Raw genomic sequence first — 23,439 nt, forward strand, 5'->3', positions numbered from 1 at the left:
TAATGGATAATGAAAATAAAGTAACCTTTACTAAAGAAATGAGTAAAGATTATACTATATTAATGCCTATGATGGCACCCATACATTTTGAAATTTTAAAAAATGTATTCCTAAATAGTAAATATCACATAGAACTATTAACTAATAAAGGTGAATCAGTAGTACAAACAGGACTAAAATATGTTCATAACGATACTTGCTATCCAGCTTTACTGGTTATAGGTCAAATGATAGATGCTTTAAAAAGTGGAAAGTATGATATTAATAAAACAGCTTTAATTATCACTCAAACTGGAGGAGGATGCAGAGCATCAAACTATATATACTTACTTAGAAAGGCATTAAAAAAGGCTGGATATGGACAGGTTCCTGTTATTTCTTTTAATTTAGCTGGAATGGAAAAAGATAGTGGCTTTAAAATAACATTGCCTATGGTTCATAAAATGTTATCAGGAGTCATTTATGGAGATCTTTTGATGCATTTGAGCAATCAAGTGAGACCTTATGAAATAAGTAAAGGTGAAAGTGATAAAGTAATAAAAAAATGGATTGAAGAGTTAACTTTGCAATTTAAAAATAATAAGGCTTATTCTCTAAAAAAAATTAAGACCAATATGGATAACATAACAAAAGACTTTGCAAATATAAAAATTGAAAAAACTCCTAAAGTAAAAGTAGGTATAGTGGGAGAGATATATATTAAATATGCAAGCTTAGGGAATAATGATTTAGAAGCATTTTTAGCTACACAGAATTGTGAAGTTATGATACCAGGAATTCTTGGATTTGTATTTTATTGTACAGATGAAAGAATAGACAATATAAATCTTTATGGTGGAAGTAAGGTAGTTAAGTTTATTGTTCAAAAATTTATGAATTACCTATTGAAAATTGAGAGTTTACTTATATCATCAGTAAAGGAAAATTCAGATTTTATACCACCATCATCCTTTAAAGAAACTAAAAAGTTAGCAAAGGGTGTAGTTGGATATGGTAATAATATGGGAGAAGGATGGCTTCTTACAGCAGAAATGTTAGAGTTGAATAATTTAGGATATAAAAATATTATATGCACTCAACCCTTTGGATGTTTGCCAAATCATATAGTAGGTAAGGGAATGGTACGAAAAATAAAAAACATTCATCATGATGTTAATATCGTACCTATAGATTATGACCCTGGTGCTACTAGAGTAAATCAGGAAAATAGAATTAAACTTATGCTTGCCATTGCAAAGGAACAACTAGATCATAAGGAACTTAATATCAATCCTAAAGATATTAATAGTGATATAGATAAGGAAATTGCATTAGTGTAAAACTACAAATTTTAAAAAAGTTATTCAATTATAAAACTGAATAGATATTAAGAAATCTATTGTATAATAAAATAATTCATAATATGGAATTAAATTAAATTGTATGATATTATTAACAGGTAGAGAAAATAAGTAATCAAACTGTTAATAAGGCTTGTTGGTCAAGTGGTCAAGACGCCACCCTCTCACGGTGGAAACAGGGGTTCGATCCCCCTACAGGCTACCATATATTTGTAATAAGTGGCTTAAATCAATGGGTTAAGCCACTTTATTTTATTAAAAGAAGACAAAATGAAGACAAAAATTCTGCGAAGGTTTTATGAAGACATTTGATGTCTTCTTTTTTATTCTTCTTGAGGTAAATTATTATCATTGGGAGTGTCTTCTTGATGATTAAGAAAGATATTATCTAGAAGGGTGGCAGTATTAGCCTCCATATCGGGTATAACATGCATGTAAGTATTTAATGTAGTAGTTATATCTTTATGACCTAGTCTAGCTGATACTACCTTTACATTTTCACCATGTCTTAATAACATAGTGGCATGAGTATGACGAAGGCCATGAAAAGATATTTGTTTTAAATCCTCATACTTTTGTAATTTCTTAGTAAAGTCCATGGATAAATTACGAGGGTTTGCCATGGATCCATTTCTATCAGGTACAACAAAATCATTATCAAGTGGCTTTATTTCATCTTTAAGATTTTTCAAATATACTCCAAGTGTTTTAGGTGGTATACTTACTTTTCTATTACTTGAATCAGTTTTTAAGATTTCGGTAAATAAAAGTTTCTTTTCTTCTCTATCGTAGATAACTTGACTATTAACGTTGATATATCCTTTCTTCAAGTCTATATTACACCATCTAAGTCCACAAAGTTCAGCAACTCTTAATCCAGTTAATGAATCTATAAAGATAGCATTATATAGATATGTACCCTTTATTCTGTCCAGGAATATATTAAGTTCTTTATCTTCCCAAAATTCAACCTTAGGAGCTTCAACCTTTACTTTATCTATATCAGTAGGCAACTCATATATTAATTTCTGTTTTCTAGCATATTTAAAGCAGCTTATAAGTATTTGAAATATCTTTTCTATTGAAGCTGGCTTCATTTTCTCTATTAGACTATTATAAAATTCTTGCATTACAGAGGGAGTTATATCTCTAATCTTATACTCTCCTAAAGCTGGTATTATATAATTATTTATCCTTCCAGTATATGAGGCCCTAGTGGATATACCTAAAGTATGTTTCTTATAATCTTCATACCATTTTAATATAAAATCTTTAAAAGGGATATTGTTTTCACTAGTTGGAACATATCCCTTATTTTGTTGTTGTTTAAGTTCTGTTACATATTTTTCAGCGTCAGCCTTAGTCCTAAAGCCTTGTTTTGCAACTCTAGTTCTCTTACCACCTTCAAAGCCTAAGGATACAGTAACCTTCCAATTGTATTTAGATAATTGCTTATAACTAGCCATATATTCACCTTCTTTTTATTCATGTGTTTTAGTCATTTTTGACGATAACTATAACAAATTCTAATGTCTTATATAAAGACTTTAAAAAATTACTTTTATACGTATTTAATGAATTCCTTATTTTAGACTTATTGATATAGGAAAATCTTCACGACCATTAAGCTCTTCAATTAGTTGTTCAGTTGATACTTGTGACAATATTTCAGCAATTTTAACCTCTCGCCTTAACCCTTCTAAATCCATTTTCTCGTCAAATTCATCCCATATTTTCAATTCAGGATCTATATCAGTTGGATTAACTTCTAGTATTGATGATATTTTTAAGATTAATTTAGTATTTGGTGTTCTAACACCTCTTTCATATTGAGATATGGCCTGTTCAGTAATTCCTAAATTTTCACCTAATTGTTTCATTGTAATATTTTTATTTTTTCTAGCAATTCTTATATTTTCACCTATTGACATTCTAACACTTCCTTCTAATTTAAATTATATCATAATTTACTTATAATAAACAATTGCTTTAATAAATAGTAAAAAACTCTTGACAACTAAACAATAAGTTTAGTAAAATATATTTAATGACTAAATCAAGTGTTTAGTAAAAAGAGGTGATAATATGAATGCTAAATTAACACGTATTAAACAAAAATTAACTCAGCGAGAAGTTTGTGAAATGACTGGTTTGTCTAATACTACACTAGTAAAAATTGAAAAAGGTAATGTTGATAATATTCAACTAAGAACATTAAAAAAACTTGCTGCAGCTCTTAATAGTTCAGTAGAAGAATTATTTTTGTCTAGTGAAGATTAATCATTTTAAAACCACTATACATGGTCATATCGAGGATTTAAGCACATCAAAATGACATTACATAGTAAAGACACAAACAGAGTATCAGAAGCTCTTAAAACCATTATAAGGAGTGATTAAATGTTAAGAGTTGAATTACCTAAAGACATACAGAAGGTTGAAAAGCAGATTAAGGCTTTGAAATATCAAATATCTAGGGATATAAGTCCAAAGGATAAAAATATACATGAAGCAGCTCTTGGGGAGTTGATGGAGCATAGAGAAAAATTATTGAATAAGGAGGATTGATATTATGGGTAAGCCTAGAGAAATGTTAAAAACAGATGAAGTTGCTGCAGAGCTAGGCAAAAATAGAACTTTTATTACCAATCAAATAAGACAAGGTAAGTTAAAGGCTGTTAAGTCAGGAAAAGAATATTTAGTATCAAGAGAAGATTTGAATTCTTATTTAGGAATTTCAACCAATGAAGAAGAGTATAAAAAAGATTTATACATTAAAGAGCTCGAAGGAAAGTTAAAAGCTTATGAAGTTCAATTCAATACAGTTAAAGGACTTATAGGTACTTTGGGTACTTTAATTAATGTTTAGTAATAAGGAGGATTAACATGAATACTATAATTGAGTTAACAAAAGAGGAAGTAAGAGAATGTCTTAAACGTGCACTGATAAAGAATAACGTTAATAAGTCTGAGAATGAAATAGAAAATATGATAGATGAAATTCTATGCGTAAATAAAAGGTGATAACATGAATACTAGTAAAACTTATGATTTAATATTTAACAAGTATTATCCTTTAATAGCTGGAACTAAAAAACCAAATGTTAAAGAAGTGAATGAGGAATCAGCTCAGAGTTATAGTGACATATCAAAACTAGATGATTATGGAGCTACACTTAATCCTCAGACTATCATGGTTGATATTGATGATATGGTCCAAGCTAAGAGGGTTCAGAAGATATTAGAAAAGTTAAATGTTAATTGTGTAATTATCCAGACTTCCAATGGTATGCATTTTCACTTTTTAAATACAAATATAAAGTCAAATAAGCAGCATTATTATACTGCTTTGGGAATTAAAACAGAAACTAAATATCCACACCCAAATGTAGTAACTCCTATAAAATTAAACGGAGTGGAACGTAAGATAGTAAGAAGTACTGAAAAGTTAGATAAACTTCCAATATGGTTATATCCATTGAGTAAGAAATTCTCTATGGATTTCAGTAAGCTCCAGGAAGGTGATGGGAGAAACGATACCTTATTCTCTTATATACTCACTCTTCAGCAGCAAGCTATGACTAAAGATGAAATAAGAGAAGTAATAAGAGTTATTAATCAATTCATACTTAAAGAGCCAGTTTCAGATAAAGAGCTTGATGTAATTTTAAGAGATAAAGCTTTTCTTAAAGAGTCATTTTACCTTAAAAGTAAATTACAATATGAAAAGTTAGCTGATTATTTAATTAGGGAACACCATATTGTTAAGATGAATGATACACTTCATGTATACAAAGAAGGTTATTATACGGAAAATTTAAATGAAATTGAAAAGATAATGTTTCAATACATTATTAATTCAACTAGAAGTCCAAGATTAGAAATATTAAGATACTTAGAAATAAAATCAGAAGAAACTAAACAATGTAGATCGGAATTAATAGCCTTAAAAAATGGCATATTAGATATTGAAAATAAAACTTTAGGAGATTTCAATCCAGAATTTAAGATTAAAAACAAAATACCAGTGAATTATAATCCAGCTGCTTATTCTGAGATTATGGACAAGACTTTAAATAAAATATGCTGCAATGATAAGCAGTTACGACTACTTATAGAAGAAATGATAGGTTATATACTTTTTAGGAGAAATGAACTAGGTAAGTGTTTCATACTCACTGGTGGTGGTAAAAATGGTAAGTCAACTTTACTTGATATTATTAAAGAGCTAATTGGTAAAGAAAATCTATCAAGTGTGGCCCTTAATGAGCTAAATGATAGATTTAGGACTTTTCAACTTGAAGGAAAACTTGCAAATATAGGTGATGATATAGGTAATCAAATGATTCCAGATAACTCAACTTTCAAGAAACTTGTAACTGGAGAAACAGTAAATGTTGAAAGAAAGGGCAAGGATCCATTTGATTTTAATAATTATAGTAAATTAATTTTCTCATGTAATGAGATACCAAGAATTAATGATTTATCAGATGGATTAATGAGAAGGTTAATTATCATTCCTTTTAAAGCTGAGTTTAAAGAAACTGACGATGACTATGACCCATTCATAATAGACAAGCTAATGAGTAATGAATCACTTGAATATTTATTAAAATTAGCTTTGGAAGGACTAGAAAGAATTTTATATAATAGAGCATTTACTAAGGTTAAGGTAGTTGATGAGGCTAAAAATGATTATGAAAAAAGAAACAATCCCATTATTGGTTTCTTAGAAGAAGGTAAAATTGAGAATGAATCTACTAAGGATGTTTATCTTCAATATCAGACTTATTGCACAGAATCAGGTTTAAAGCATTTATCTAGAATTGCCTTCAGTAGAGAAATATGCAAGCATGGATTTAAAACTAAACCAGTTAAAATAAAAGGGGTAAATATTCAAATATTTAAAAGAAAAGAGGAGTTGTAATAGTGGGTTGGGTTACTATAAATAAATACATTGCTAATATGGAGCGATACCATAGAAGTTGGTCAAAGAAAGAAGGTCATGAAGATCACGTAGATTTTAAGAATATTGAAAGATTCAAATTGTGGTGTATGGCAAATAACGTTGATAAATGGTTTGATGGAGATATTAATTGGACATATTTAAACCCTAGTGGCAAATATATCAAGGACAGTAACGTTAATACTCCGGGCCAGGATCATATAGATCTATTTAAAACCAGCACGGGTGAAAAAATATTTGTATCACAACCTTATGGTATAGATCTATTTACACTATTAGCATGGGCATCAAGTACAGGTATTAAAATTGTAAAAGGTGATTCTTTGAGTTGGCACTCTAATAATTATACACATTTGATTGAATATAGATTAGACGACTTAGATGAATTTGAATCAGCTCTTCAAGAATTAAAATATTAAAGTTAAAGATGGTGAAAGATAGTTGATGATGTTTGAATTATATCTTTAACCTATTTTAACACCCTGATAGCAACGGATAGAATGAGTTAGGGTAAAGATGGTTGAAGATGTTTTAAACTCCTTTATATAAATATAAGAATTCTCAAAAAAAGTATATATATAAATATAAAGAATATATATATATATCTTCAACCCCAAATAATAGTGTAATATAGCTTAGAATATAGATATATCAATGCTTTGGATAGGTTGAATATATGGTTTTATATCTTTAACTATCTTTAACTATGATTTATTGACTAAATGTATAGGCTGACGTGTACAGACGTGGACACTGGTTCAATAAACCCAATAACTGCTTAAATAGTAGCAAATTAGATGGTTATTAGTGTTAATAGCATTAATAATAACTATAAATATGCGTTTAGTGTAAAGTAAAACATGCATTATTTATGAATATATACAAGATGTTAATGTATAAGGTACTCATATAGAGTATGCAAATGAGTTGAAATGCAGTAATATCAACAGTTTAGAAGGATTGAATAAAATTGTTATAATGTCGTGAAACCATTATTTCGCGACATTGATAAAATAATTGAAGTATAAGCTGTGTATTTGAGTGTAGAGCTATGGGGGGGGTGGTACCTTCTAAAATGGAGGTTTATAAATACCCCGTTGACCAGTTACACAATTTTTGAAATTTTTTAGAAAAACCAAGGAGGAAGTATGAAAGATAATCGTAAACGTGTGGAGAAAATATTGTATTCATATCCAATGATGAAAATTGAATTAGAAAACTTAAAATTAGAATTAGAAAACCTAAAAAATGAATATTCTGGAGTTGCTGCAATTAGTTCAAGTTATAATTCCAGTAAAACAAATAGAATAGTATCATCAGTGGAAGTAGAAGTGGAAAACAAGGATGAAGAAGTTAATAGATTACATTTATTAATAAAATATAAAACTAATAAGATATTAATGGTTGAAAGTGCTTTAAAAATTCTAAATGATATTGAAGTTAATATCATACAAATGAAGTATTATGAAAAGGCTGCTAGATATGATATTTCTGATAAGTTACACATAACTCCTGAGCATGTATCATATCTCAATGGTAAAGCATTGGATAAATTACAAAGTATGTTGATATTACAATCATCTTATAAAGTGCTTACCAATTGTTAAAACATAATATAGTATAATTAAGATATAGAAAATTAAGTTTTAACATAATACTCTCCTATTAAATAAATTTGTTAAAAAACAAGCACTTAATAAAATAAGTTCTTGTTTTTTAATTTTAAAGAGGTGATTAAATGTCTGAGTTATTAAAGGTTTCTGAAGTGGCCAGAGCCTTAAAAGTAAATGTAAATTATGTTCATAAATTAATTACTAGAGGACAACTAAAGGCTATTAAATTAGGGTGTTTAAAAGTTCCAGATGTAGAGCTTGATAGATTCATTAAAGACTCTATGGGTAAAGATCTAAGTGATTTAGATAATATAGAAAATTTATGTATGTAAGGTGATTAAATGAGTAAAAGTGTTGAGGTTAGAAATGAAACATTTGAGGAAATAGAAGAGAAACAAAATGAAATGAGAGAAAATCTCGATAAAGTTAGAGATGTGTTTGGAACTAAAAAATATTTAGAAAAGGAATTGACTTGGAATAGAGGTGATAATTCTTATTATGATTCCGAAGGGCACAGATTTTGCAGCGAACGATAATTTAGGGAGGAATGATTTATGTGGAGGATAAAATAAAAGATTTGGAAAAAGTGATTAAGAATTTAGAAAAAGAAGTCAAAGGATTAAGAGTTGAAATTAATAAAATAAATGAAGAGTTATTCCCAAAAATTCCCGAAACAGATATTCGAGGATGCCTAATAAAAAAATAAGGAGAAATAGTAGATGTCAAATATTTTAGAACAAAAGATTAAAGAAAAGAAAGAATTATATAATAATCTTAAGATCGAATTAGAAAAGGTTATTGGTATTGCTCAAAATGATTATAATAGCCTTTTAAATCAGTACGGAAAAGGGCTTGGATATATAAGACATAATAGTAACTTATCTAAGGAAGGTAAGCGAGTTGAAGCTAAGAAACTACATGATGAGTATTTAGAGAAAGTTCAAATGGCAGCAGTTAAGCACCTAACGAATTTAAATAAAGACATAGATAGTTGGACAGAGAAGTATAATGAGCCTTCTCAGGATCCTAAGTATTTGATTGGTAAGAAGTTACCACAACTTATATATGTTACTTCTATGTTGAATTCAATTGATTCTCCTGAGTTATTGAATGAAATGTTCGAGTATGTATCTGAAGATGAAAACTTTAGTGATGAGTTAGTTAATCTTGTATATGCTAAGGCTAAGTCAATGATAAATGCGTATGATAAGCCTAGAAATGAAACTGTTGATAATCCTTGGGAGTCTAAAGACGAGTCTACAAATGAACATACGGTCAATGCTCAAATGAATGTCATTGGTAGAATGAAATATAATAAAATAATTCAAGGTATACTTGATGAAATTAATCAGTATAAAACTGATTATTCTAAAGATGCTGCTGAAATGAAGCAAAGGTTTGAAGGTAGGATTAAAAATAAAGAATATCCAATAAACTTATACGTGACGGCTGATACTCAAAGAGATTTTGGAATACCAAATGATTTGAAAGCGACTTGGGGAGAAACAGAAGTATCCAATAAATTAATGGATCCATGGTCAAGATAATAACTTTCACTATTGAAGGATGACATAAATACCATATCTGAAATTGGACTACAATGAAAAATAATTTGGAATGTCGCGAGGATCTATATGGTGTTTGTGGGGTTAAAAAAATTATAGGTCATGTAGTTATTTTCAGGAATAGCACTCGACTTAATTGTTGGGTGCTTTTTTAATATAAATAGAATGGGTGATATTAATGAATCAAAATATAGAGGTGATTAATAAGTGTCTAATCGGTGTTAGATTTAGTTTAATACCGATTATTAATCAAATAAATTATGAGGGTGATATATCAGAAAATAATCCCTTTTTTTTATCAGATAAAGGAATAATTGTTTTAAATAAAGATCAAAAAAAGATGTATCCAATTATGAAAAAGGAGTTTTCTAAGTTAATTAATAAGTCTAATTTAATATTGAAAAATAAATTAGCTAAATTAGAAATGAAATGTAGTTTAGCACCAATTGAAATGGTTCAAAAGGCTGCTATTAGAGTGATAATAGAAAGTAAAAAATTGAGGTGATATAAAAATGGCAACGATAAGAACTGCAATTCAAATACAGGACAGTATGTCTCCAGCCTTTAGAGCTATGAATAATGCAATGAATATTGTAATTAGTAGTTTTGAAACACTTCAAAATGTATCAGGAAATGCAGTAAACACTAATAGTATTCAAGCTGTAAGAAGAGAGTTAGGTAATGCCAGCGTAGCAATTGACCAAATTGAAGACAATATTAGAAACTCAAATAATCAACAACAACAATTTAATAATAATTTGAGAAGTGGTGAAATTGCAGCTAATGGGCTATTAGGTAAAATCAAAGGGTTCATAGGTGCCTATGTTGGTATGAGAGCAGTTGGAGGAGTTGCTAATATTTCAGACAATTTAGTGCAGACCAAGGCTAGATTAAACATGATGAATGATGGTTTACAAACAACCGAACAACTACAACAAATGATATTTCAATCGGCTCAAAGGTCAAGAGCATCTTATTCAAGTACTGCTGATGCAGTTTCTAAATTAGGAATTCGTGCTAAAGATGCATTTGCAAATAATACAGAAGTAGTAGCATTTACAGAACAACTAAATAAAATGTTTGTAATAGCTGGTGCAAGTCAGGAGGAAATGAGTTCGGCGACATTACAATTAACGCAGGCTCTAGGTTCAGGAATATTAAGAGGAGAAGAATTTAATGCTGTATTTGAAGCAGCGCCTAATGTAATGCAATCAGTAGCAGATTATATGGAAGTTCCAATTGGTAGCTTGAAAGATATGGCCAGTGAAGGTGAGATAACTGCAGATATAGTTAAAAATGCTATGTTTGCAGCAGCAAATGAAACAAATGCTAAATTTGAAAGTATGCCAATAACAATAAGTCAAATGTGGACAAGTATTAAAGATAAAATTATTAAAGCTTTTGAGCCAGTATTGCTTAAAATTAATGAAATTGCAAATAATCCTAATTTTGATATTATGGTTTCTAACATATCAAATGGTATGGCAACATTAGCTAATATTGTTTTATCAACCATAGACATTATAGCTAACATATCAAGTACTATAGCTGATAATTGGGGGAATATAGGACCTATTGTGTGGGCAGTTATCGGGGCATATGTAGCATTTAATACAATAGCTTTAATTACAAATGGAATATTAGGAATTATGTCATTTATGGAATCAATGTCGGCAGCTTCAAAGGCATTACATGCGAGTGCATCATTAACACAAGCAGCTGCCACCCAAACAGCAACTGGGGCTCAAGTTGGATTAAATATAGCATTATTAGCATGTCCACTTACGTGGATAATTATTATAATAATAGCTGTTATAGCAGCGTTAGTTGCTTGGGCAGCTCATACAAACGGATTAAAAGCAACCTGGCTTATGTTTACTGATGCACTCATAACATCATTTGAGATGACTAAGTTAAGTGCATATCAAATGGTTTATGGTGTAATGAATGGATTTGATTCCATGTGTATAGGTGTGCAAGCTGCAACGATAGGAATACAAAATGCATTAGGTAACATGAAAGCTGGAGGACTTATGATAATTCAAAACTTTGTTAATGGAGCTATAGACTTAATAAATAGCTTAATATCATTTGTAAATAATATTCCAGGAGTTAGTATTGATGCTATATCTCACGTTACTTTTGGAGCTGAAGCAATGGCATTAAATGAAGCAGAAAAAAGTGCAAGACTTTCTGAATTTAAGGGATATGCTACAGAAAAAAACAAGGGAATTCAAGATAGAAAAAATAAAATAAATAATATGGCTAATGAAATAGTAGCTAATATGGCTGAAAGAAAAGCAAATATAGAAGCTGCTAAAGCTTCACACGCCAACGGTAAGGGTGAAAGTATACTTGATAAGGCAAAAGGTGCTTTAAACATGGATGATTTATTAGCAAATTCTAATCCTAGTGGTTACGGTGGCGCGCTTGATAATATAGGAAGTGGTGTAAGAGATACTGCTGGTAATACTGGAGCGATAAAAGATAGTCTAGACGTAGCGGAGGAGGATTTAAAATACCTAAGAGATTTAGCTGAACAGGAAGTTATAAATAGATTTACTGGTATAGATATCAAAGTTGATATGGGTGGAGTCAATAACAATGTAAGTTCAAATGTTGATTTAGATGGTATGGTTGCATATCTTGAAGAAACATTAACTGAAACTATGGAGAGTTGTGCAGAGGGGGTACATTAAGAATGGCATATAGTTTTTATATAGATGGTGTGCAGTTGTAACTTATATATTAAAGAATAATTGAAGTGATTAGGAAAATATAATCCACATACATAATTAATTAAACTTATGTATGTGGATTATTTTATAGGTGATGATATGAAAACCGTAGAGAATATGATAAAGGCCTATTGGGACAAGGCTCCTGGTGCTGAAGAAGATTTATATAATTATTTTACTCCTAAAGTAAAACAAATATCTTATGGTATTTTTAATAGAAATAAAGATCTATCATATGATATTGATGATTATTTTCAAGCTGGTTATTTGGCAATATTTGAAGCGTGTAATATGTATCAAGAAAAAGGTTTGCCAGAAAATATTGAAGCATCCATGTATTTAGTAATAAAATATAGAATCCTTAATCGAAGGTGTAGGATTAAAAATAAAAAGGGTGCTATTTTAGAGAGTTTTGATAAGACCAATGAGAATTCTTATGATCTAGTTGAGTTATTGGCTGATAAAAATAGTATAGAGCCTTATGAATTAATTGAAAAGTGTATTGATAATAGTACTCTTAGAAAAGAATTAAATCATATATTGAAAACTAAATTTGATAAATTAACAAGTGAAATAATTAAAATGAAATATGGTTGGTATGATGATCCTAAATCTGATGATTATATTGGTGAAGAATTAAGTCTTGAATCAGATAAAGTAGCAGCTATTCATACTGAAGCTTTATGTAAATTTAGAAAATTAAAGTGGACTAAAGAAGTTGGAGATATTTATTTATATGGATATAAAATTATGAGTATTAAAAATAAAATAGAAAATAATCTTGAAAAAGATAAAGATATTAGTGATTTTAAATTATACACAGATATAATAGATGAAAAAGTAAAAGGGCTGGAGAAATATGATTTAAAATCTATTTGGGGGTTGTAAAGTGAGTTATAGAGAGGCATATTTATGGGGAAAACCATATAAAAAATTAAATGATGAACAAAAAGAAACTAGAGATAAATTAATTAAGGCTTTTAGAAGTTATAAAACTGATATGGCAGATATAGAAAATAAAGAAATTTTATTAAACAATGGTACATTATCGAAAGTTGAAAAAAAGCAATTAGAAATTTCTATTGAGAAGGATAAATTAAGATTAATGTATTTAGATAATTTAATTAAACCTTTGATGAAAAAAGATAAAGAGCTTATTTATTACAAATATATTCAAGGACTAACGCACTCGCAAATAGTTCAATATAGTTCATACTATAATAAGTTAAGAGCAATTCAAGCTAGAGCTTCGAGAATAATTGGAATTTTAACACTTAGAATAGATCCGTTAATTTTTAAGGAGAACTATAATGAGTAAAGTTGGATATAAGCAAAAAAGTGATGCGTGGGGAACTTTTACAAAGGAATTAAGTAATATTCAAATGTATGAATCGGACATTGAAAATTATAAGGTTTTAAAACAATATGCAAAATTAATTAATAGTCCAGAAGAAACAATAAAGAATTATGAAAGAAAAAGTTCTTTATTAATTGAGAGGGTTGAATATATAAATAAGATTTTAAATTCTTTGTATTGGAAGGATAAAGAATTATTGATTAGATGCTATGTAAAAAGATACTCAAATAAATTAGCAGGAAGTAAATTCGGAATGAGTGATAAAGCTGTTAATAAAAGATTAGGATGTTCTTTAAAAAATAAAGTTACTCCAATATTAAATATGGATAAATTAAAGTGAGGTGTAAATTATGATAACTAAAGAGCAATACGATATGATTGATATGATAATACAAGGTACATCAATTGCAGCTATTGCAAGAAAATTAAATAAATCAAGAACAACTTTATATTTGTGGTTAAAGCTTGATGAAATAAATAAGGAAATGGAAAATAGAAAAACAGATATGAAAAATGCTGCTAAAGATAAGATTATTATTAATGTTGATAAATGCGTAAATAATATATTGGAATTAGCAAATCAAGCTAAAGATCCCAGGGTGAAGCTCCAAGCTAATAAGTACCTATTAGACCAGGCTATTGGTTCACCATCTGCAACCAAAGAAGAGACAAATACTCATGAGGGAAAATATAAAGACAAAGATAAGAATGACCTAAAAAGAGAGCTAGACGAGATTAAAAAGCTTACTGTAGTTAAGTAGCATATAGTAATTTTAGAGCCTGGGACTGATCCCAGGTCTTTTCTATTTTAATTGGTTAAGCCTCCCTTTTCTTAAGTTCATCTTCCTTCAAAATAGTTGACTAGGGAAACCTAGTCTTTTTTATTTGAAGGAAATTTATGGTATATGTAGAATAGTATATTGTAGGGGTGGTGTTATGGTTAAGAATAAACTCAAAGAGATAAGGATGAGAGAATATATGTTAAGTTCTAAAGAATTTTGTGAGATTTTAAAGATTCCAGAAAGCACTTATTCTAAGATAGAAGCTAATAAACAACAAGGTAATATAGAAACAATATTAAGAATATCAAAGGCTCTTAATCGCAAGGTAGAAGATATATGGTACCTGGATTAAGGGCCTTATTTTTATGTTTAAAATTCTTTTTAGAAAATTTATTTCTATTTGGAAACTTTATTGATATACATGCATATAGATATATTAAGAGACAAGAGAAAAGAGGAATTTAAAATGATTGTTATAGCTAAGTATGTCGCATTAGGTGGCACATGGTTATTAGTAAGCTATGTAGGATATATCATTAAGAATAATAGTGGTAAGACTAATAACACTAAATTAAAAGTTATGTCTTGTAGAAGGCAAATAAGACGATTTAAAAGGCTTGATGAAGCTGATAACAATAGTATTTTCTAGGAGGTAATGAAGATGTTTGAAAAGTTAAAAGAGGGGAGGGAGATAGCACAATTCCAAAATAAATGGATTAACATTATGTCTAATCTAGGCAAGTTTAATAAAATGAAGCAGACATATAGCCTTAACAATGTAGTGAAAACTCAGTATGGTTATAAAGCAGATATCTTAATTGTAGATGGACTTAGGTTTAAAGAACTAGAAGATATAAAGGACACTATAGAGGATAACTATGGATGTATGTGTGTGCTAAATAAAAATAAGAGAAGTAATGTGGTGTATGCAGATTTTATATTTGCAGAGCCTAACAAAGATAAATATTCAGTTATTACAGGATTAAAGCCTTGGGAAGTTTATTTGGGGAATGGTTATAATGGTGAGCCTATTATTATTGATATGATTAAATACCCTCATATTCTTATCACTGGAGGTACAAGGTCAGGCAAATCTAAAATGACAGATTGTATTATCACAGGACTTATATGTAATTGTAGTATAGAGGAGTTAGAGTTGTATTTAAGCCAAGTTGCTAAGAGTGATTTAATCCTATATGAGGATGTAAAACAGTGTAGAGCTTTTGCAGATACGTTAGAAAAAACTTTAACTATGCTTCAACATTTAGATAAGAAAATGGAAGATAGAGATAAATTAATAAGACCTTACAGAAAAAAGGCAATGGCTGATAATTACCAGGATTATAATAAGATAAATAAGGGAAATAAATTATCAACTGTATTTGTGATTTTTGATGAAATGAGTTCTCTATTTCAAACAAAAGGTGATTGTACTGATATTAAATCTTTAAAAGAAGAAATAGTAAGGTTAATTAGAAGAATAGCACAGTTTGGGGCAAGTCTAGGAGTATTTCTTATATGTAGTCTTCAAAGACCCACCGTAGATAATTTAGATCCATTCATAAAGAGCCAATCCACTTGTATTATTTCCTTTAGGCAGAACAATAGTAAGTCTAGTGAAGTAGCAACAGATGACTCTACCATGGCATTAGGACTAGAACAAAGAGAATTTGTTTACAAGACCAATTTAAGCAACTATGGGATAGTTCCCTTAGTAGATAACAAAAATATTTATAGTTTTATAGAACCCTCATTGCAACCTAATCACAGGACTATATTTATAGATTTAAAGAAATTAAAAAACATAAAAGTTAGTAAAGAAAAGATAGAAGAAAACTCTAAAGAAACACCTATATTTGATAAAGTCGATAAAAAAGAACCTCAACTTAACACATCTAATATACCTAATTATGTTCCATATAAGGACACTAAAGGACTTAAAGTAAAAGAAGAACCTAGGATGCCTATTAATACTCAGAAGCCAATCAAGGGAGGTAAAGAGCGTATATGATTACTAAAAGGGATAGAGAAATTATAAATTTTATCTATGACTTTGGATTTATTACTATAGAACAATGTAGTAAGATATTTTTTAACCAAAGTGTTAGTTCCTATGATTTAGCACGTAGAAGATTAAAAAAGATAGCTGAAAATAATAATTACATTAAATCTAAGTTGAATAGTGAAACTAAACAACTATTATATATACCAAAGGAATCCACAATAAAGGGAATTTCCAAGCATGATTTACTTGTTATAGATTATCTAGCTGAATTAAATAGCATGGGAGCAGAAGTGGAGAATGTTTTTATTGAGAAGAATTATGATGGAGTTATTCCAGATGCACTTTTAATTTTCAAGCTAGGAGGATACCGCTTCTATCAACTTATAGAGGTTCAATTAAGACACGATATAGTGAATATCAACCGATACGTAAGAGTTATGGATAAAATACTGCAAGACACAAACAATGTAATACCTAAAATAGTGATAATTCAAGATACTAAAAAAGACTATAACAAAGATAATACCGATATAGAAGTATTACAACTTAAAACAAGCCTAGAAGATATAGCAAAAGTATTAGTATAACTTAACCGTCACTACCGTAAAGATAGAGCAGTTAAAAGCAAGTAATAAAGCCATTTTAAAATCATCAGTAGGAGGGGTGAAATGGGGATACTTCCCCTTACATAAAACAAAAGAAAGATATATTTGCGAAGGATAGATATAGTTTCTAATGTTTATGTATTTTAAATTTTAATATAGTAATAAGTTATCTTGATTAATTCTTATGGATTACTTATTAGGTATTGTATTGGTGGTTAATTTTAGAGTATATGAGTAAAGGTAAAGTTTAGATACTTAGTCCTAACAAGTATATTCTAACTATTAATTGCTAGTATGATATCTAACAGAGTATTACATAAGTGATTAATTATAGATGTATCTTATTTTCTATCATTAAGATTTTAAAATAAATATTAACTGAGGAGGAAGTGTATATGTTTCAAACTGCTAAAGATGTATTAAAAGAATTACTTATTTTTCTTGCAATGGTGCAAGTTGTGTATTTTCTAATTCCAAGGTCACTAAAGATGATTATAAAAGGAATTGCTAAATGTTTAGGTAGAGGTTTAAAAGGAATTACTCGTTATGCTAAATCGCATATTTATTATCTAAACAAAGAGAAAAAGGTTACCCCAGTACAAATGGAGCAACCTAGCAATGTAATCAAAGTAATATATCCTAACCATAAAGTTAAGAAGTATTACAAAGTCAACTAATTATCTTAGGGTTGTAGATTAATTTCTACTTCCCTTCTCACTAAATATTATATACAGTTTTAAATTAAAATATACAAATTTAAAAAGGTTAAATATGGAGGTAATATATATGAGTACAGCTACAATAATTGCAATGATGTCTATAGGTGTGTCAGCTACAATAGCAGAGAAGGTTTTAAATAGTTTTGGAAAATGTGATATGGCTAGTTTTTGTAACATAGCTGGATTAAGTGGACTTGGGATTACTGCAATAGGACTAATCATAAAATTAATACAAACTTTAGCAACTATATAATAGAGGTGTAATATGGGATTGTTAATGGGGAAACTAGCAAAGGAAATAGTAATAAGTGTTATATGTCAAAAAGCTCTTAAATCTTTCGGTAAATCAGATTATGCAGATGTAGTTAGGCTTGGTGGATGGTGTGTGTATGGATGCACTATTGTTCAAATGTATAAGTGGGTTATGAGTAACAGTGTTATTATTAGTTTCTTTGAGAGTTTATTATAGAGTTAGTACCATTCAATAAGGATAAAGTTAAAAATGGTTCATGATGCAAAGACAATATAGGATCATGTAATTCATTTAATGGAAAAAGATTAAGAAGCTTATAAAAAAGATAAGTGATATTAATAATGGCGTATGAAGTTGGTGAAAACAGATTGACTCTTGATGTATATTCCTTTGAAATGGATACTAGAAATAACATACACGTTTACGCAAAAGGTATGAGATACTTTGGTATGATTGAAAATAGATCACAACTTGAATTAAGTGAATTTAGTGAACTTAAATACAAATGTCAGCAATGGTTAGTAGAAAACAAATAAAAAAGGTAGCACATCCTAAAGAATATACCACCTGTAACAAAGTAAATATAACTTCTAGGGATGATGTTAGTCAACGTTAAGGAGTGTATTAAATTATGGAATTAACAAATAAGATTATATGGAATTCTTATAAATCTTGGCTTGAGAGCAATGAAATTTTAAAAGATAATTTATATAAAGAGATTGATAAAGAAAATAAAAATGTATATATGGAACTTATAAAACTTATATCAGCTGATAAAAAGAACTTATTGATTAAACTTCAAGATACAAGTTTAAATAAGGCTGCCATAGAAAATAAAATTGCATATGAAGTAGGATTTAGAACTGGAGCTAAATTAATAATTGAATTGAGTAGAGAGGTGTAAAATGAGTATCAAAAATCATAAAAATCATAAAAATTGATTATACACTTGCGCCAAATGAATATTTCTTTATAGTGAATATGGAAAGAATAAAAACTATTTAGATTTAGTTAAAAATTTCGCTATATTGAATTTAGGCAGAGCATTGTATGGAATGGAAAAAGAATTTTGGGATAATTTTAAATAGTACACCTGTAGAAATATGGGTGTATTTTTATAGGAAAAAGAAGGAATTTAGGTCTAGGTGTAGAAATTGTAATGTGGATAATGAAAGATATAAGGGGATGATATTGTGGATAATAATAGAAATAGAGATAATGGGAATGGTAGAGGAAGTTATAATGCGCCATCAGAGAAACGTAGTATAAATGAGGGAGTTAGACAAGTACCACCTCCAAGATATGAAAGACCACGAAGACCAGGAGAGAGAGAAAGAAGTGGGAAGTAAGCAATAATTATGGATATTGAAAAAATACAGAAATTAATAGAAATACTACCAGGGATTTTTATAAATATTGCACCTGGATTTATTTTTATTAAAACATATAATTATATTTTTAATATAAAAGGTAAGAGTATAAAAGATTCATTATTAGATTACATAGTATGTAGTTTTATTATAAATTTGATTATTCAATCCATATTTGTATGTTTTAATAGAAGGTTGGTTATGACAAACGGGATTGCACAATTTTTTATTTGTATAATGTCATTAATCCTGGCTTATATAGTATCAATGGCATTACAATCTAAAAAGTGGTTATGTATAATGGAGATACTTAATATAAATAGAAGTAACGCGTCTAATATTTTTGATGAGATAATTGATCTTGAATTTGGAACATGGATTAGAGCATACATACCTTCGGAGAATATTATTTATGACGGTGCGTTTGTAAAATTTGAATATAAAGATTCTTATGATGATAGCTTTATTATATTGGATTCTTACGAAAGCTATTTATATGGAGAATCAAGAATAAATTCTAATAGATTAATAAACGATGGGGAAGAAAGAGATCAGGTTGTTTTGAAAATGTGTGAAATTAGCAGAATAGAAATTGAATATGATGAAGCAAGCAAAAAAATTATAGAGCGCAAACCAGCTAATAGTGTATCTCCAATTCAAGAGAAAAATATTGAAGAATCACAAGCAAGTGCAACAGATAGTGATTCTTATAAATAATAAATAATAGAAAAAGTTAGATTTTAAAAGTTAAACTATTGTAGAGTAATTTATGTGGAGGGGAAAACTATGTATGATATGTCAAAGTTAAATGAAGTTCTTGAATATTTAAGAAATAGATACGATTTATATTGTTTAGATTTATTATGTGAAGATTTAGAGATAATGGAAATAGATTTAAATAAAAGTTTGGTGTATGTTAAGAATATATCATCTAATAATATTAGTGAGGTAATGATATATATATTTACAAAATTCAAAATACATAAAGTAACATTTGAGTTGATGGATAATTGGACTAGTACATTTACAATTGATATATTTGATAAATGTGACATGACAAATGTGAGATATGAACGTAGTTCTAATGAACAATGTAGATTGAAATTTATATTAAAGGAAGAAGAAGAATTTAATCCTTTAAAAGAAAATAATTCATTTAAAAAGACATCCTATGCAATTATAAAATCAATTGTAAAGTATATTAATCAATAGATAGACCAAGAAGACACAAAGAAGACACTTCTCCAACATTAGACGAAAAATATAGTAATTTTAAAGTATAAAATAATAATGATGAACAAAGTAATACAAGTGCTTAAGGGGATATATTAATATATATTAGAATTTATCTAAATGTATAAAAATATCCCCCTACAGGCTACCATATTATATTGAAGGATTTAGCTATTATAGCTAAGTCCTTTAATTTTTTATATTGAAAATAACTTTTAAAGAATAGATAATAATTAAGTTTTTCCATTATATAAATAAGTATATGAATCTTACTTAATGAAGATAATAATATAAATTACATTTTAGGAGGTAAAATTATGACTTTAAAAAATGAACATCATTCTTTATTAAATAATAATCCAGGAACTATAGAAAGAGATCTTGGAAGGGAAGTAAGAAACAAGGTTAGTGATAATGAATTAAAGAGTGAAGCCAATACAAAGAGGAACAAGGAGTCTATAGAAAATTCCATAGAAAAGGGCGAAGGATATCTTTATAACACATTAGAAGATTAGTATTTTGAAATTATTATATCTTGAGAGAAGCAAGTTTACTTTATAAATAAGTAGATTTGCTTTATTTGTTTTAACATTTATAACCCTATAAAATAATTAATTTTAAATAAGTGTTAAAGTTAACTTTATATTCAAGTTATTAACCCTCTTATTGCTATAATTATAGCGAAAGGAGGGGCGATATGGTAAAAATTGATGAAATGGATAAAAAGGTTTGTGAAATGAGACTAAATTTACAAAAGTTAATTAGTGAAAAAACTAATTTACTAGATCCAGAAGTAATCATCGCAAGCCAAAAACTCGATGTGGTTTTAAATGAGTATCATGCAATACTGAGAAAAATCCTCGAGTAAAACAAAAGTTGGAGAGATCTAAAGTCTCTCCTCCAAGGAGATAAAATAAATAAAAGTATCTATATAATCTAAAATATAGATTTTAATGCATATAAGTAGTAGAATGGTAATATGTTGAAAATATAAGCTAAGTAAAATATATATATTTTATTTAGCTTTTAAATTGGATTAGGGGGACATAATGTGAGTGGTAATCAAGGAAAAAGCAAAGTGAAAAGTGGAGGAAAGATTTTAATTCCCATAATAATTATGCTTTTTGTAATTTATGAAGCTAGGAGTATATTTAAGGAGATAGATATAAATCAGGTTCTAGATATATTAAGAAATATACCTAATACATATCTTGTAATATTCTTAATATCTGCAATTATATCTATATCGTTTTTATGCTTTTATGATGTAGTACTAGCTGATCATTATAGATACAATATAAATAAGTTTAAGGTATTTGTAGTTGCATGGATTGCTCATAGCTTTAATGACATAATAGGGTTTGGAGGGCTTACAGGAGCTACACTTAGAACTGTTTTATTTAAAGATGAAAATATTGATACTAAGGACATGATAAATTTTAATATGATACTAATACCTACAACTATAGTGGGCTTATCAGTTATGTGCTATTTAGGTGTATTAGACGTATTTAAAATATATCCATTATTACATAGCCAAAAGTGGCTTTGGATAGTAATATTAATATTTTGTGCTTTTCTACCTATATATTATTTTTTAGATAGGTTCACTTGGTTAAGCAATAAACTTGAAAAATTTAATTTATACTTTGAAGGAAGCATAAATTTAAAGGTCAGATTAACCCTTCTATCTACCTGTGAGTGGATAGTGAGAAGTATGATGTTTTTTACCATAGCTAAATATTTTAAAGGTGATGCAAGCTTTGTATCGGTTACAGGAGTAAATATATTAGCATGTATTGCTGCACTTATAAGCTTTATACCAGGAGGTGTAGGGTCCTTTGATTTAGTAGCTATAATAGGACTAAAGACTCTGGGGTTTTCGCCTAACTCAGCTTTATCTATAACGCTTTTATTTAGACTATATTACTTTATAATACCTTGGGTTATTGGAGTAATTCTATGGGTAGGAAGAGTAGTATTAAGGTCAAATAAATTAGGTAATCATATACGAGAATAAAATAAGTTAATACAATAAAAGAAGAGGATGAATAATGAAAGATATATTAAAATTACTACAAAACAATTTCCTTTTTAAAGGAATTGATTCTGAGAATCTAAAAAAAATTTATGAGGAAACAAAATATCATATTAATAAATATGATAAAGGGGAAATTATCGCCCATGAAGAAGAAGAATGCAGTACTATAGGACTTATATTAGAAGGAACCATTGAACTTCAAAGGATATATCCAAGTGGTAAATATATAGTTTTAAATAAACTTACCCTTGGTGATGTATTTGGAGAAGCCATAATATTTTCAAAGCAAGAGAATTATCCAGCAACAGTTATTGCACTAAATCAATGCAGTATATTATACATTGATAAGGTAGATATGTTAGAACTATTTTCAAGAGAAAAAAGAATTCTTGAGAATTTTTTAGAACTTCTTAGTAATAAAGTGCTAATGCTAAATTCTAAAATTAAAAATATATCATTTAAGAATATAAAACATAGAGTTATAAATTACATATTAGAAGCTATGAAACTACAGAAGAATAGTACAATTAAATTAAAAGAAAGTAAAGAAAGTATTGCTGCAGCTTTAGGAATACCAAGACCATCATTGTCAAGGGAGCTAATAAATCTTAGGGATATGGGATATATAGATTTTGATAGAAGCAATATAAAAATATTAGATATAGAAGCTTTAGAAGAAGAAATGTTTAATTAAACATTATATAAAAGATAAGTATTAATAAATATGGAATACAAACAATGAATAAAAACATTTAAAAAAATATATTATTACAGGAGTTCGTAACATAGGTTACGGACTCCTGTATTTATTTTATGTACAATAAGACCATAGTTCAAATGAATTCAATTATT

Annotated in this window: 36 protein-coding genes and 1 tRNA gene; 35 read left to right on the top strand and 2 right to left on the bottom strand. The window is 28.5% G+C overall.

The window, feature by feature from the left end; translation table 11 throughout:
- The first annotated feature begins 2 nt into the window (after positions 1–2).
- Both ACTNBA_RS00325 and ACTNBA_RS00330 read left to right on the top strand, forming a co-directional pair.
- On the top strand, positions 3–1,319 hold the full coding sequence (locus ACTNBA_RS00325) for a 2-hydroxyglutaryl-CoA dehydratase (RefSeq protein ID WP_441071639.1): 1,317 nt from the start codon (positions 3–5) through the stop codon (positions 1,317–1,319).
- A 151-nt stretch (positions 1,320–1,470) separates the two neighbouring features.
- Positions 1,471–1,545, top strand: a tRNA-Glu gene (locus ACTNBA_RS00330).
- A gap of 118 nt (positions 1,546–1,663) precedes the next feature.
- On the opposite strand, the gene ACTNBA_RS00335 is transcribed toward ACTNBA_RS00330, so the two are convergent.
- Together ACTNBA_RS00335 and ACTNBA_RS00340 are read right to left on the bottom strand one after the other, a co-directional pair.
- On the bottom strand, positions 1,664–2,806 hold the full coding sequence (locus ACTNBA_RS00335; protein ID WP_441071641.1) for a site-specific integrase: 1,143 nt from the start codon (positions 2,804–2,806) through the stop codon (positions 1,664–1,666).
- Between the two features lie 117 nt (positions 2,807–2,923).
- Positions 2,924–3,271: a helix-turn-helix domain-containing protein gene (locus tag ACTNBA_RS00340; RefSeq protein WP_441071643.1), complete on the bottom strand. Its 348-nt coding sequence runs from the start codon at positions 3,269–3,271 to the stop codon at positions 2,924–2,926.
- A gap of 154 nt (positions 3,272–3,425) precedes the next feature.
- Here ACTNBA_RS00340 and ACTNBA_RS00345 point away from each other — a divergent pair, with 154 nt between their 5' ends.
- From ACTNBA_RS00345 to ACTNBA_RS00505, 33 genes are all read left to right on the top strand, one after another.
- On the top strand, positions 3,426–3,620 hold the full coding sequence (locus ACTNBA_RS00345) for a helix-turn-helix domain-containing protein (RefSeq protein ID WP_441071645.1): 195 nt from the start codon (positions 3,426–3,428) through the stop codon (positions 3,618–3,620).
- A 120-nt stretch (positions 3,621–3,740) separates the two neighbouring features.
- Entirely contained in the window at positions 3,741–3,908 is a 168-nt protein-coding gene (locus ACTNBA_RS00350) for a hypothetical protein (RefSeq protein WP_441071647.1), read from the top strand.
- 4 nt (positions 3,909–3,912) lie between these two features.
- The gene (locus ACTNBA_RS00355) at positions 3,913–4,209 is read left to right on the top strand and encodes a helix-turn-helix domain-containing protein (protein ID WP_441071649.1); all 297 of its coding nucleotides are present in this window, start codon (positions 3,913–3,915) and stop codon (positions 4,207–4,209) included.
- 17 nt (positions 4,210–4,226) lie between these two features.
- Positions 4,227–4,364: a hypothetical protein gene (locus tag ACTNBA_RS00360; RefSeq protein WP_441071651.1), complete on the top strand. Its 138-nt coding sequence runs from the start codon at positions 4,227–4,229 to the stop codon at positions 4,362–4,364.
- A 4-nt stretch (positions 4,365–4,368) separates the two neighbouring features.
- Positions 4,369–6,267: a DNA primase family protein gene (locus tag ACTNBA_RS00365; protein ID WP_441071652.1), complete on the top strand. Its 1,899-nt coding sequence runs from the start codon at positions 4,369–4,371 to the stop codon at positions 6,265–6,267.
- Positions 6,268–6,269: 2 nt separating this feature from the next.
- Positions 6,270–6,725 (top strand): hypothetical protein, encoded by a 456-nt coding sequence (locus tag ACTNBA_RS00370; protein WP_441071654.1) that lies wholly within the window; start codon positions 6,270–6,272, stop codon positions 6,723–6,725.
- A gap of 729 nt (positions 6,726–7,454) precedes the next feature.
- Positions 7,455–7,913, top strand: coding sequence for a sigma factor-like helix-turn-helix DNA-binding protein (locus ACTNBA_RS00375; protein ID WP_441071656.1), 459 nt, complete (start codon positions 7,455–7,457; stop codon positions 7,911–7,913).
- Between the two features lie 131 nt (positions 7,914–8,044).
- On the top strand, positions 8,045–8,251 hold the full coding sequence (locus ACTNBA_RS00380) for a helix-turn-helix domain-containing protein (protein WP_441071658.1): 207 nt from the start codon (positions 8,045–8,047) through the stop codon (positions 8,249–8,251).
- 9 nt (positions 8,252–8,260) lie between these two features.
- On the top strand, positions 8,261–8,455 hold the full coding sequence (locus tag ACTNBA_RS00385; protein ID WP_441071660.1) for a hypothetical protein: 195 nt from the start codon (positions 8,261–8,263) through the stop codon (positions 8,453–8,455).
- A gap of 20 nt (positions 8,456–8,475) precedes the next feature.
- The gene (locus ACTNBA_RS00390) at positions 8,476–8,625 is read left to right on the top strand and encodes a hypothetical protein (RefSeq protein WP_441071662.1); all 150 of its coding nucleotides are present in this window, start codon (positions 8,476–8,478) and stop codon (positions 8,623–8,625) included.
- 13 nt (positions 8,626–8,638) lie between these two features.
- Positions 8,639–9,466, top strand: coding sequence for a hypothetical protein (locus ACTNBA_RS00395; protein ID WP_441071664.1), 828 nt, complete (start codon positions 8,639–8,641; stop codon positions 9,464–9,466).
- A 196-nt stretch (positions 9,467–9,662) separates the two neighbouring features.
- The gene (locus tag ACTNBA_RS00400) at positions 9,663–9,989 is read left to right on the top strand and encodes a hypothetical protein (RefSeq protein ID WP_441071666.1); all 327 of its coding nucleotides are present in this window, start codon (positions 9,663–9,665) and stop codon (positions 9,987–9,989) included.
- Positions 9,990–9,996: 7 nt separating this feature from the next.
- Entirely contained in the window at positions 9,997–12,183 is a 2,187-nt protein-coding gene (locus tag ACTNBA_RS00405; protein WP_441071668.1) for a tape measure protein, read from the top strand.
- 108 nt (positions 12,184–12,291) lie between these two features.
- Entirely contained in the window at positions 12,292–13,110 is an 819-nt protein-coding gene (locus ACTNBA_RS00410) for a hypothetical protein (RefSeq protein WP_441071670.1), read from the top strand.
- Between the two features lies 1 nt (position 13,111).
- The gene (locus ACTNBA_RS00415) at positions 13,112–13,540 is read left to right on the top strand and encodes a hypothetical protein (RefSeq protein WP_441071671.1); all 429 of its coding nucleotides are present in this window, start codon (positions 13,112–13,114) and stop codon (positions 13,538–13,540) included.
- Positions 13,533–13,919, top strand: a complete 387-nt coding sequence (locus tag ACTNBA_RS00420; RefSeq protein ID WP_441071672.1) for a hypothetical protein — start codon at positions 13,533–13,535, stop codon at positions 13,917–13,919. The genes ACTNBA_RS00415 and ACTNBA_RS00420 overlap by 8 nt, the downstream gene beginning before the upstream one ends.
- Before the next feature lie 10 nt (positions 13,920–13,929).
- Entirely contained in the window at positions 13,930–14,340 is a 411-nt protein-coding gene (locus tag ACTNBA_RS00425) for a helix-turn-helix domain-containing protein (protein WP_441071674.1), read from the top strand.
- A 175-nt stretch (positions 14,341–14,515) separates the two neighbouring features.
- Positions 14,516–14,713 (top strand): helix-turn-helix transcriptional regulator, encoded by a 198-nt coding sequence (locus ACTNBA_RS00430; RefSeq protein WP_441071676.1) that lies wholly within the window; start codon positions 14,516–14,518, stop codon positions 14,711–14,713.
- Between the two features lie 114 nt (positions 14,714–14,827).
- Positions 14,828–15,010, top strand: a complete 183-nt coding sequence (locus ACTNBA_RS00435; RefSeq protein WP_441071678.1) for a hypothetical protein — start codon at positions 14,828–14,830, stop codon at positions 15,008–15,010.
- Between the two features lie 12 nt (positions 15,011–15,022).
- Entirely contained in the window at positions 15,023–16,372 is a 1,350-nt protein-coding gene (locus tag ACTNBA_RS00440) for an FtsK/SpoIIIE domain-containing protein (protein WP_441071680.1), read from the top strand.
- Positions 16,369–16,953, top strand: a complete 585-nt coding sequence (locus ACTNBA_RS00445) for a hypothetical protein (RefSeq protein ID WP_441071682.1) — start codon at positions 16,369–16,371, stop codon at positions 16,951–16,953. Before ACTNBA_RS00440 ends, ACTNBA_RS00445 begins: the two co-directional genes overlap by 4 nt.
- 413 nt (positions 16,954–17,366) lie before the next feature.
- On the top strand, positions 17,367–17,648 hold the full coding sequence (locus ACTNBA_RS00450) for a hypothetical protein (protein ID WP_441071684.1): 282 nt from the start codon (positions 17,367–17,369) through the stop codon (positions 17,646–17,648).
- 109 nt (positions 17,649–17,757) lie between these two features.
- On the top strand, positions 17,758–17,943 hold the full coding sequence (locus ACTNBA_RS00455; RefSeq protein WP_441071686.1) for a hypothetical protein: 186 nt from the start codon (positions 17,758–17,760) through the stop codon (positions 17,941–17,943).
- A 12-nt stretch (positions 17,944–17,955) separates the two neighbouring features.
- Complete coding sequence (locus tag ACTNBA_RS00460) at positions 17,956–18,159, top strand: hypothetical protein (RefSeq protein ID WP_441071688.1); 204 nt, start codon at positions 17,956–17,958, stop codon at positions 18,157–18,159.
- A 125-nt stretch (positions 18,160–18,284) separates the two neighbouring features.
- The gene (locus tag ACTNBA_RS00465) at positions 18,285–18,479 is read left to right on the top strand and encodes a hypothetical protein (protein ID WP_441071690.1); all 195 of its coding nucleotides are present in this window, start codon (positions 18,285–18,287) and stop codon (positions 18,477–18,479) included.
- 95 nt (positions 18,480–18,574) lie between these two features.
- Positions 18,575–18,847 (top strand): DUF6809 family protein, encoded by a 273-nt coding sequence (locus ACTNBA_RS00470; RefSeq protein WP_441071692.1) that lies wholly within the window; start codon positions 18,575–18,577, stop codon positions 18,845–18,847.
- 289 nt (positions 18,848–19,136) lie between these two features.
- Complete coding sequence (locus tag ACTNBA_RS00475; RefSeq protein ID WP_441071694.1) at positions 19,137–19,292, top strand: hypothetical protein; 156 nt, start codon at positions 19,137–19,139, stop codon at positions 19,290–19,292.
- A gap of 9 nt (positions 19,293–19,301) precedes the next feature.
- Positions 19,302–20,030: a hypothetical protein gene (locus tag ACTNBA_RS00480; RefSeq protein ID WP_441071696.1), complete on the top strand. Its 729-nt coding sequence runs from the start codon at positions 19,302–19,304 to the stop codon at positions 20,028–20,030.
- A 69-nt stretch (positions 20,031–20,099) separates the two neighbouring features.
- On the top strand, positions 20,100–20,525 hold the full coding sequence (locus ACTNBA_RS00485) for a hypothetical protein (protein WP_441071698.1): 426 nt from the start codon (positions 20,100–20,102) through the stop codon (positions 20,523–20,525).
- Between the two features lie 338 nt (positions 20,526–20,863).
- The gene (locus tag ACTNBA_RS00490; protein WP_346866684.1) at positions 20,864–21,061 is read left to right on the top strand and encodes a hypothetical protein; all 198 of its coding nucleotides are present in this window, start codon (positions 20,864–20,866) and stop codon (positions 21,059–21,061) included.
- A gap of 182 nt (positions 21,062–21,243) precedes the next feature.
- A complete protein-coding gene (locus ACTNBA_RS00495; RefSeq protein ID WP_441071700.1) occupies positions 21,244–21,414 on the top strand; it encodes an aspartyl-phosphate phosphatase Spo0E family protein in 171 nt (56 codons plus the stop codon).
- A gap of 183 nt (positions 21,415–21,597) precedes the next feature.
- Positions 21,598–22,566 (top strand): lysylphosphatidylglycerol synthase domain-containing protein, encoded by a 969-nt coding sequence (locus ACTNBA_RS00500; RefSeq protein WP_441071702.1) that lies wholly within the window; start codon positions 21,598–21,600, stop codon positions 22,564–22,566.
- Between the two features lie 34 nt (positions 22,567–22,600).
- Positions 22,601–23,281: a Crp/Fnr family transcriptional regulator gene (locus ACTNBA_RS00505; protein ID WP_441071704.1), complete on the top strand. Its 681-nt coding sequence runs from the start codon at positions 22,601–22,603 to the stop codon at positions 23,279–23,281.
- Positions 23,282–23,439: the final 158 nt, after the last annotated feature.

Origin of the sequence: Clostridium sulfidigenes (assembly GCF_052067195.1) — a bacterium.
In the GTDB taxonomy this organism is placed as follows: Bacteria; Bacillota; Clostridia; order Clostridiales; family Clostridiaceae; genus Clostridium_J; species Clostridium_J sulfidigenes.

What these genes read in the sequence shown, in the direction of transcription:
- ACTNBA_RS00325 (WP_441071639.1), top strand. Translation starts at nt 3, where the DNA reads ATGGATAATGAAAATAAAGTAACCTTTACTAAAGAAATGAGTAAAGAT.
- ACTNBA_RS00335 (WP_441071641.1), bottom strand. Translation starts at nt 2,806, where the DNA reads ATGGCTAGTTATAAGCAATTATCTAAATACAATTGGAAGGTTACTGTA.
- ACTNBA_RS00340 (WP_441071643.1), bottom strand. Translation starts at nt 3,271, where the DNA reads ATGTCAATAGGTGAAAATATAAGAATTGCTAGAAAAAATAAAAATATT.
- ACTNBA_RS00345 (WP_441071645.1), top strand. Translation starts at nt 3,426, where the DNA reads ATGAATGCTAAATTAACACGTATTAAACAAAAATTAACTCAGCGAGAA.
- ACTNBA_RS00350 (WP_441071647.1), top strand. Translation starts at nt 3,741, where the DNA reads ATGTTAAGAGTTGAATTACCTAAAGACATACAGAAGGTTGAAAAGCAG.
- ACTNBA_RS00355 (WP_441071649.1), top strand. Translation starts at nt 3,913, where the DNA reads ATGGGTAAGCCTAGAGAAATGTTAAAAACAGATGAAGTTGCTGCAGAG.
- ACTNBA_RS00360 (WP_441071651.1), top strand. Translation starts at nt 4,227, where the DNA reads ATGAATACTATAATTGAGTTAACAAAAGAGGAAGTAAGAGAATGTCTT.
- ACTNBA_RS00365 (WP_441071652.1), top strand. Translation starts at nt 4,369, where the DNA reads ATGAATACTAGTAAAACTTATGATTTAATATTTAACAAGTATTATCCT.
- ACTNBA_RS00375 (WP_441071656.1), top strand. Translation starts at nt 7,455, where the DNA reads ATGAAAGATAATCGTAAACGTGTGGAGAAAATATTGTATTCATATCCA.
- ACTNBA_RS00380 (WP_441071658.1), top strand. Translation starts at nt 8,045, where the DNA reads ATGTCTGAGTTATTAAAGGTTTCTGAAGTGGCCAGAGCCTTAAAAGTA.
- ACTNBA_RS00385 (WP_441071660.1), top strand. Translation starts at nt 8,261, where the DNA reads ATGAGTAAAAGTGTTGAGGTTAGAAATGAAACATTTGAGGAAATAGAA.
- ACTNBA_RS00395 (WP_441071664.1), top strand. Translation starts at nt 8,639, where the DNA reads ATGTCAAATATTTTAGAACAAAAGATTAAAGAAAAGAAAGAATTATAT.
- ACTNBA_RS00400 (WP_441071666.1), top strand. Translation starts at nt 9,663, where the DNA reads ATGAATCAAAATATAGAGGTGATTAATAAGTGTCTAATCGGTGTTAGA.
- ACTNBA_RS00405 (WP_441071668.1), top strand. Translation starts at nt 9,997, where the DNA reads ATGGCAACGATAAGAACTGCAATTCAAATACAGGACAGTATGTCTCCA.
- ACTNBA_RS00410 (WP_441071670.1), top strand. Translation starts at nt 12,292, where the DNA reads ATGTATGTGGATTATTTTATAGGTGATGATATGAAAACCGTAGAGAAT.
- ACTNBA_RS00420 (WP_441071672.1), top strand. Translation starts at nt 13,533, where the DNA reads ATGAGTAAAGTTGGATATAAGCAAAAAAGTGATGCGTGGGGAACTTTT.
- ACTNBA_RS00425 (WP_441071674.1), top strand. Translation starts at nt 13,930, where the DNA reads ATGATAACTAAAGAGCAATACGATATGATTGATATGATAATACAAGGT.
- ACTNBA_RS00430 (WP_441071676.1), top strand. Translation starts at nt 14,516, where the DNA reads ATGGTTAAGAATAAACTCAAAGAGATAAGGATGAGAGAATATATGTTA.
- ACTNBA_RS00435 (WP_441071678.1), top strand. Translation starts at nt 14,828, where the DNA reads ATGATTGTTATAGCTAAGTATGTCGCATTAGGTGGCACATGGTTATTA.
- ACTNBA_RS00440 (WP_441071680.1), top strand. Translation starts at nt 15,023, where the DNA reads ATGTTTGAAAAGTTAAAAGAGGGGAGGGAGATAGCACAATTCCAAAAT.
- ACTNBA_RS00445 (WP_441071682.1), top strand. Translation starts at nt 16,369, where the DNA reads ATGATTACTAAAAGGGATAGAGAAATTATAAATTTTATCTATGACTTT.
- ACTNBA_RS00450 (WP_441071684.1), top strand. Translation starts at nt 17,367, where the DNA reads ATGTTTCAAACTGCTAAAGATGTATTAAAAGAATTACTTATTTTTCTT.
- ACTNBA_RS00455 (WP_441071686.1), top strand. Translation starts at nt 17,758, where the DNA reads ATGAGTACAGCTACAATAATTGCAATGATGTCTATAGGTGTGTCAGCT.
- ACTNBA_RS00460 (WP_441071688.1), top strand. Translation starts at nt 17,956, where the DNA reads ATGGGATTGTTAATGGGGAAACTAGCAAAGGAAATAGTAATAAGTGTT.
- ACTNBA_RS00465 (WP_441071690.1), top strand. Translation starts at nt 18,285, where the DNA reads ATGGCGTATGAAGTTGGTGAAAACAGATTGACTCTTGATGTATATTCC.
- ACTNBA_RS00470 (WP_441071692.1), top strand. Translation starts at nt 18,575, where the DNA reads ATGGAATTAACAAATAAGATTATATGGAATTCTTATAAATCTTGGCTT.
- ACTNBA_RS00480 (WP_441071696.1), top strand. Translation starts at nt 19,302, where the DNA reads ATGGATATTGAAAAAATACAGAAATTAATAGAAATACTACCAGGGATT.
- ACTNBA_RS00485 (WP_441071698.1), top strand. Translation starts at nt 20,100, where the DNA reads ATGTATGATATGTCAAAGTTAAATGAAGTTCTTGAATATTTAAGAAAT.
- ACTNBA_RS00490 (WP_346866684.1), top strand. Translation starts at nt 20,864, where the DNA reads ATGACTTTAAAAAATGAACATCATTCTTTATTAAATAATAATCCAGGA.
- ACTNBA_RS00495 (WP_441071700.1), top strand. Translation starts at nt 21,244, where the DNA reads ATGGTAAAAATTGATGAAATGGATAAAAAGGTTTGTGAAATGAGACTA.
- ACTNBA_RS00505 (WP_441071704.1), top strand. Translation starts at nt 22,601, where the DNA reads ATGAAAGATATATTAAAATTACTACAAAACAATTTCCTTTTTAAAGGA.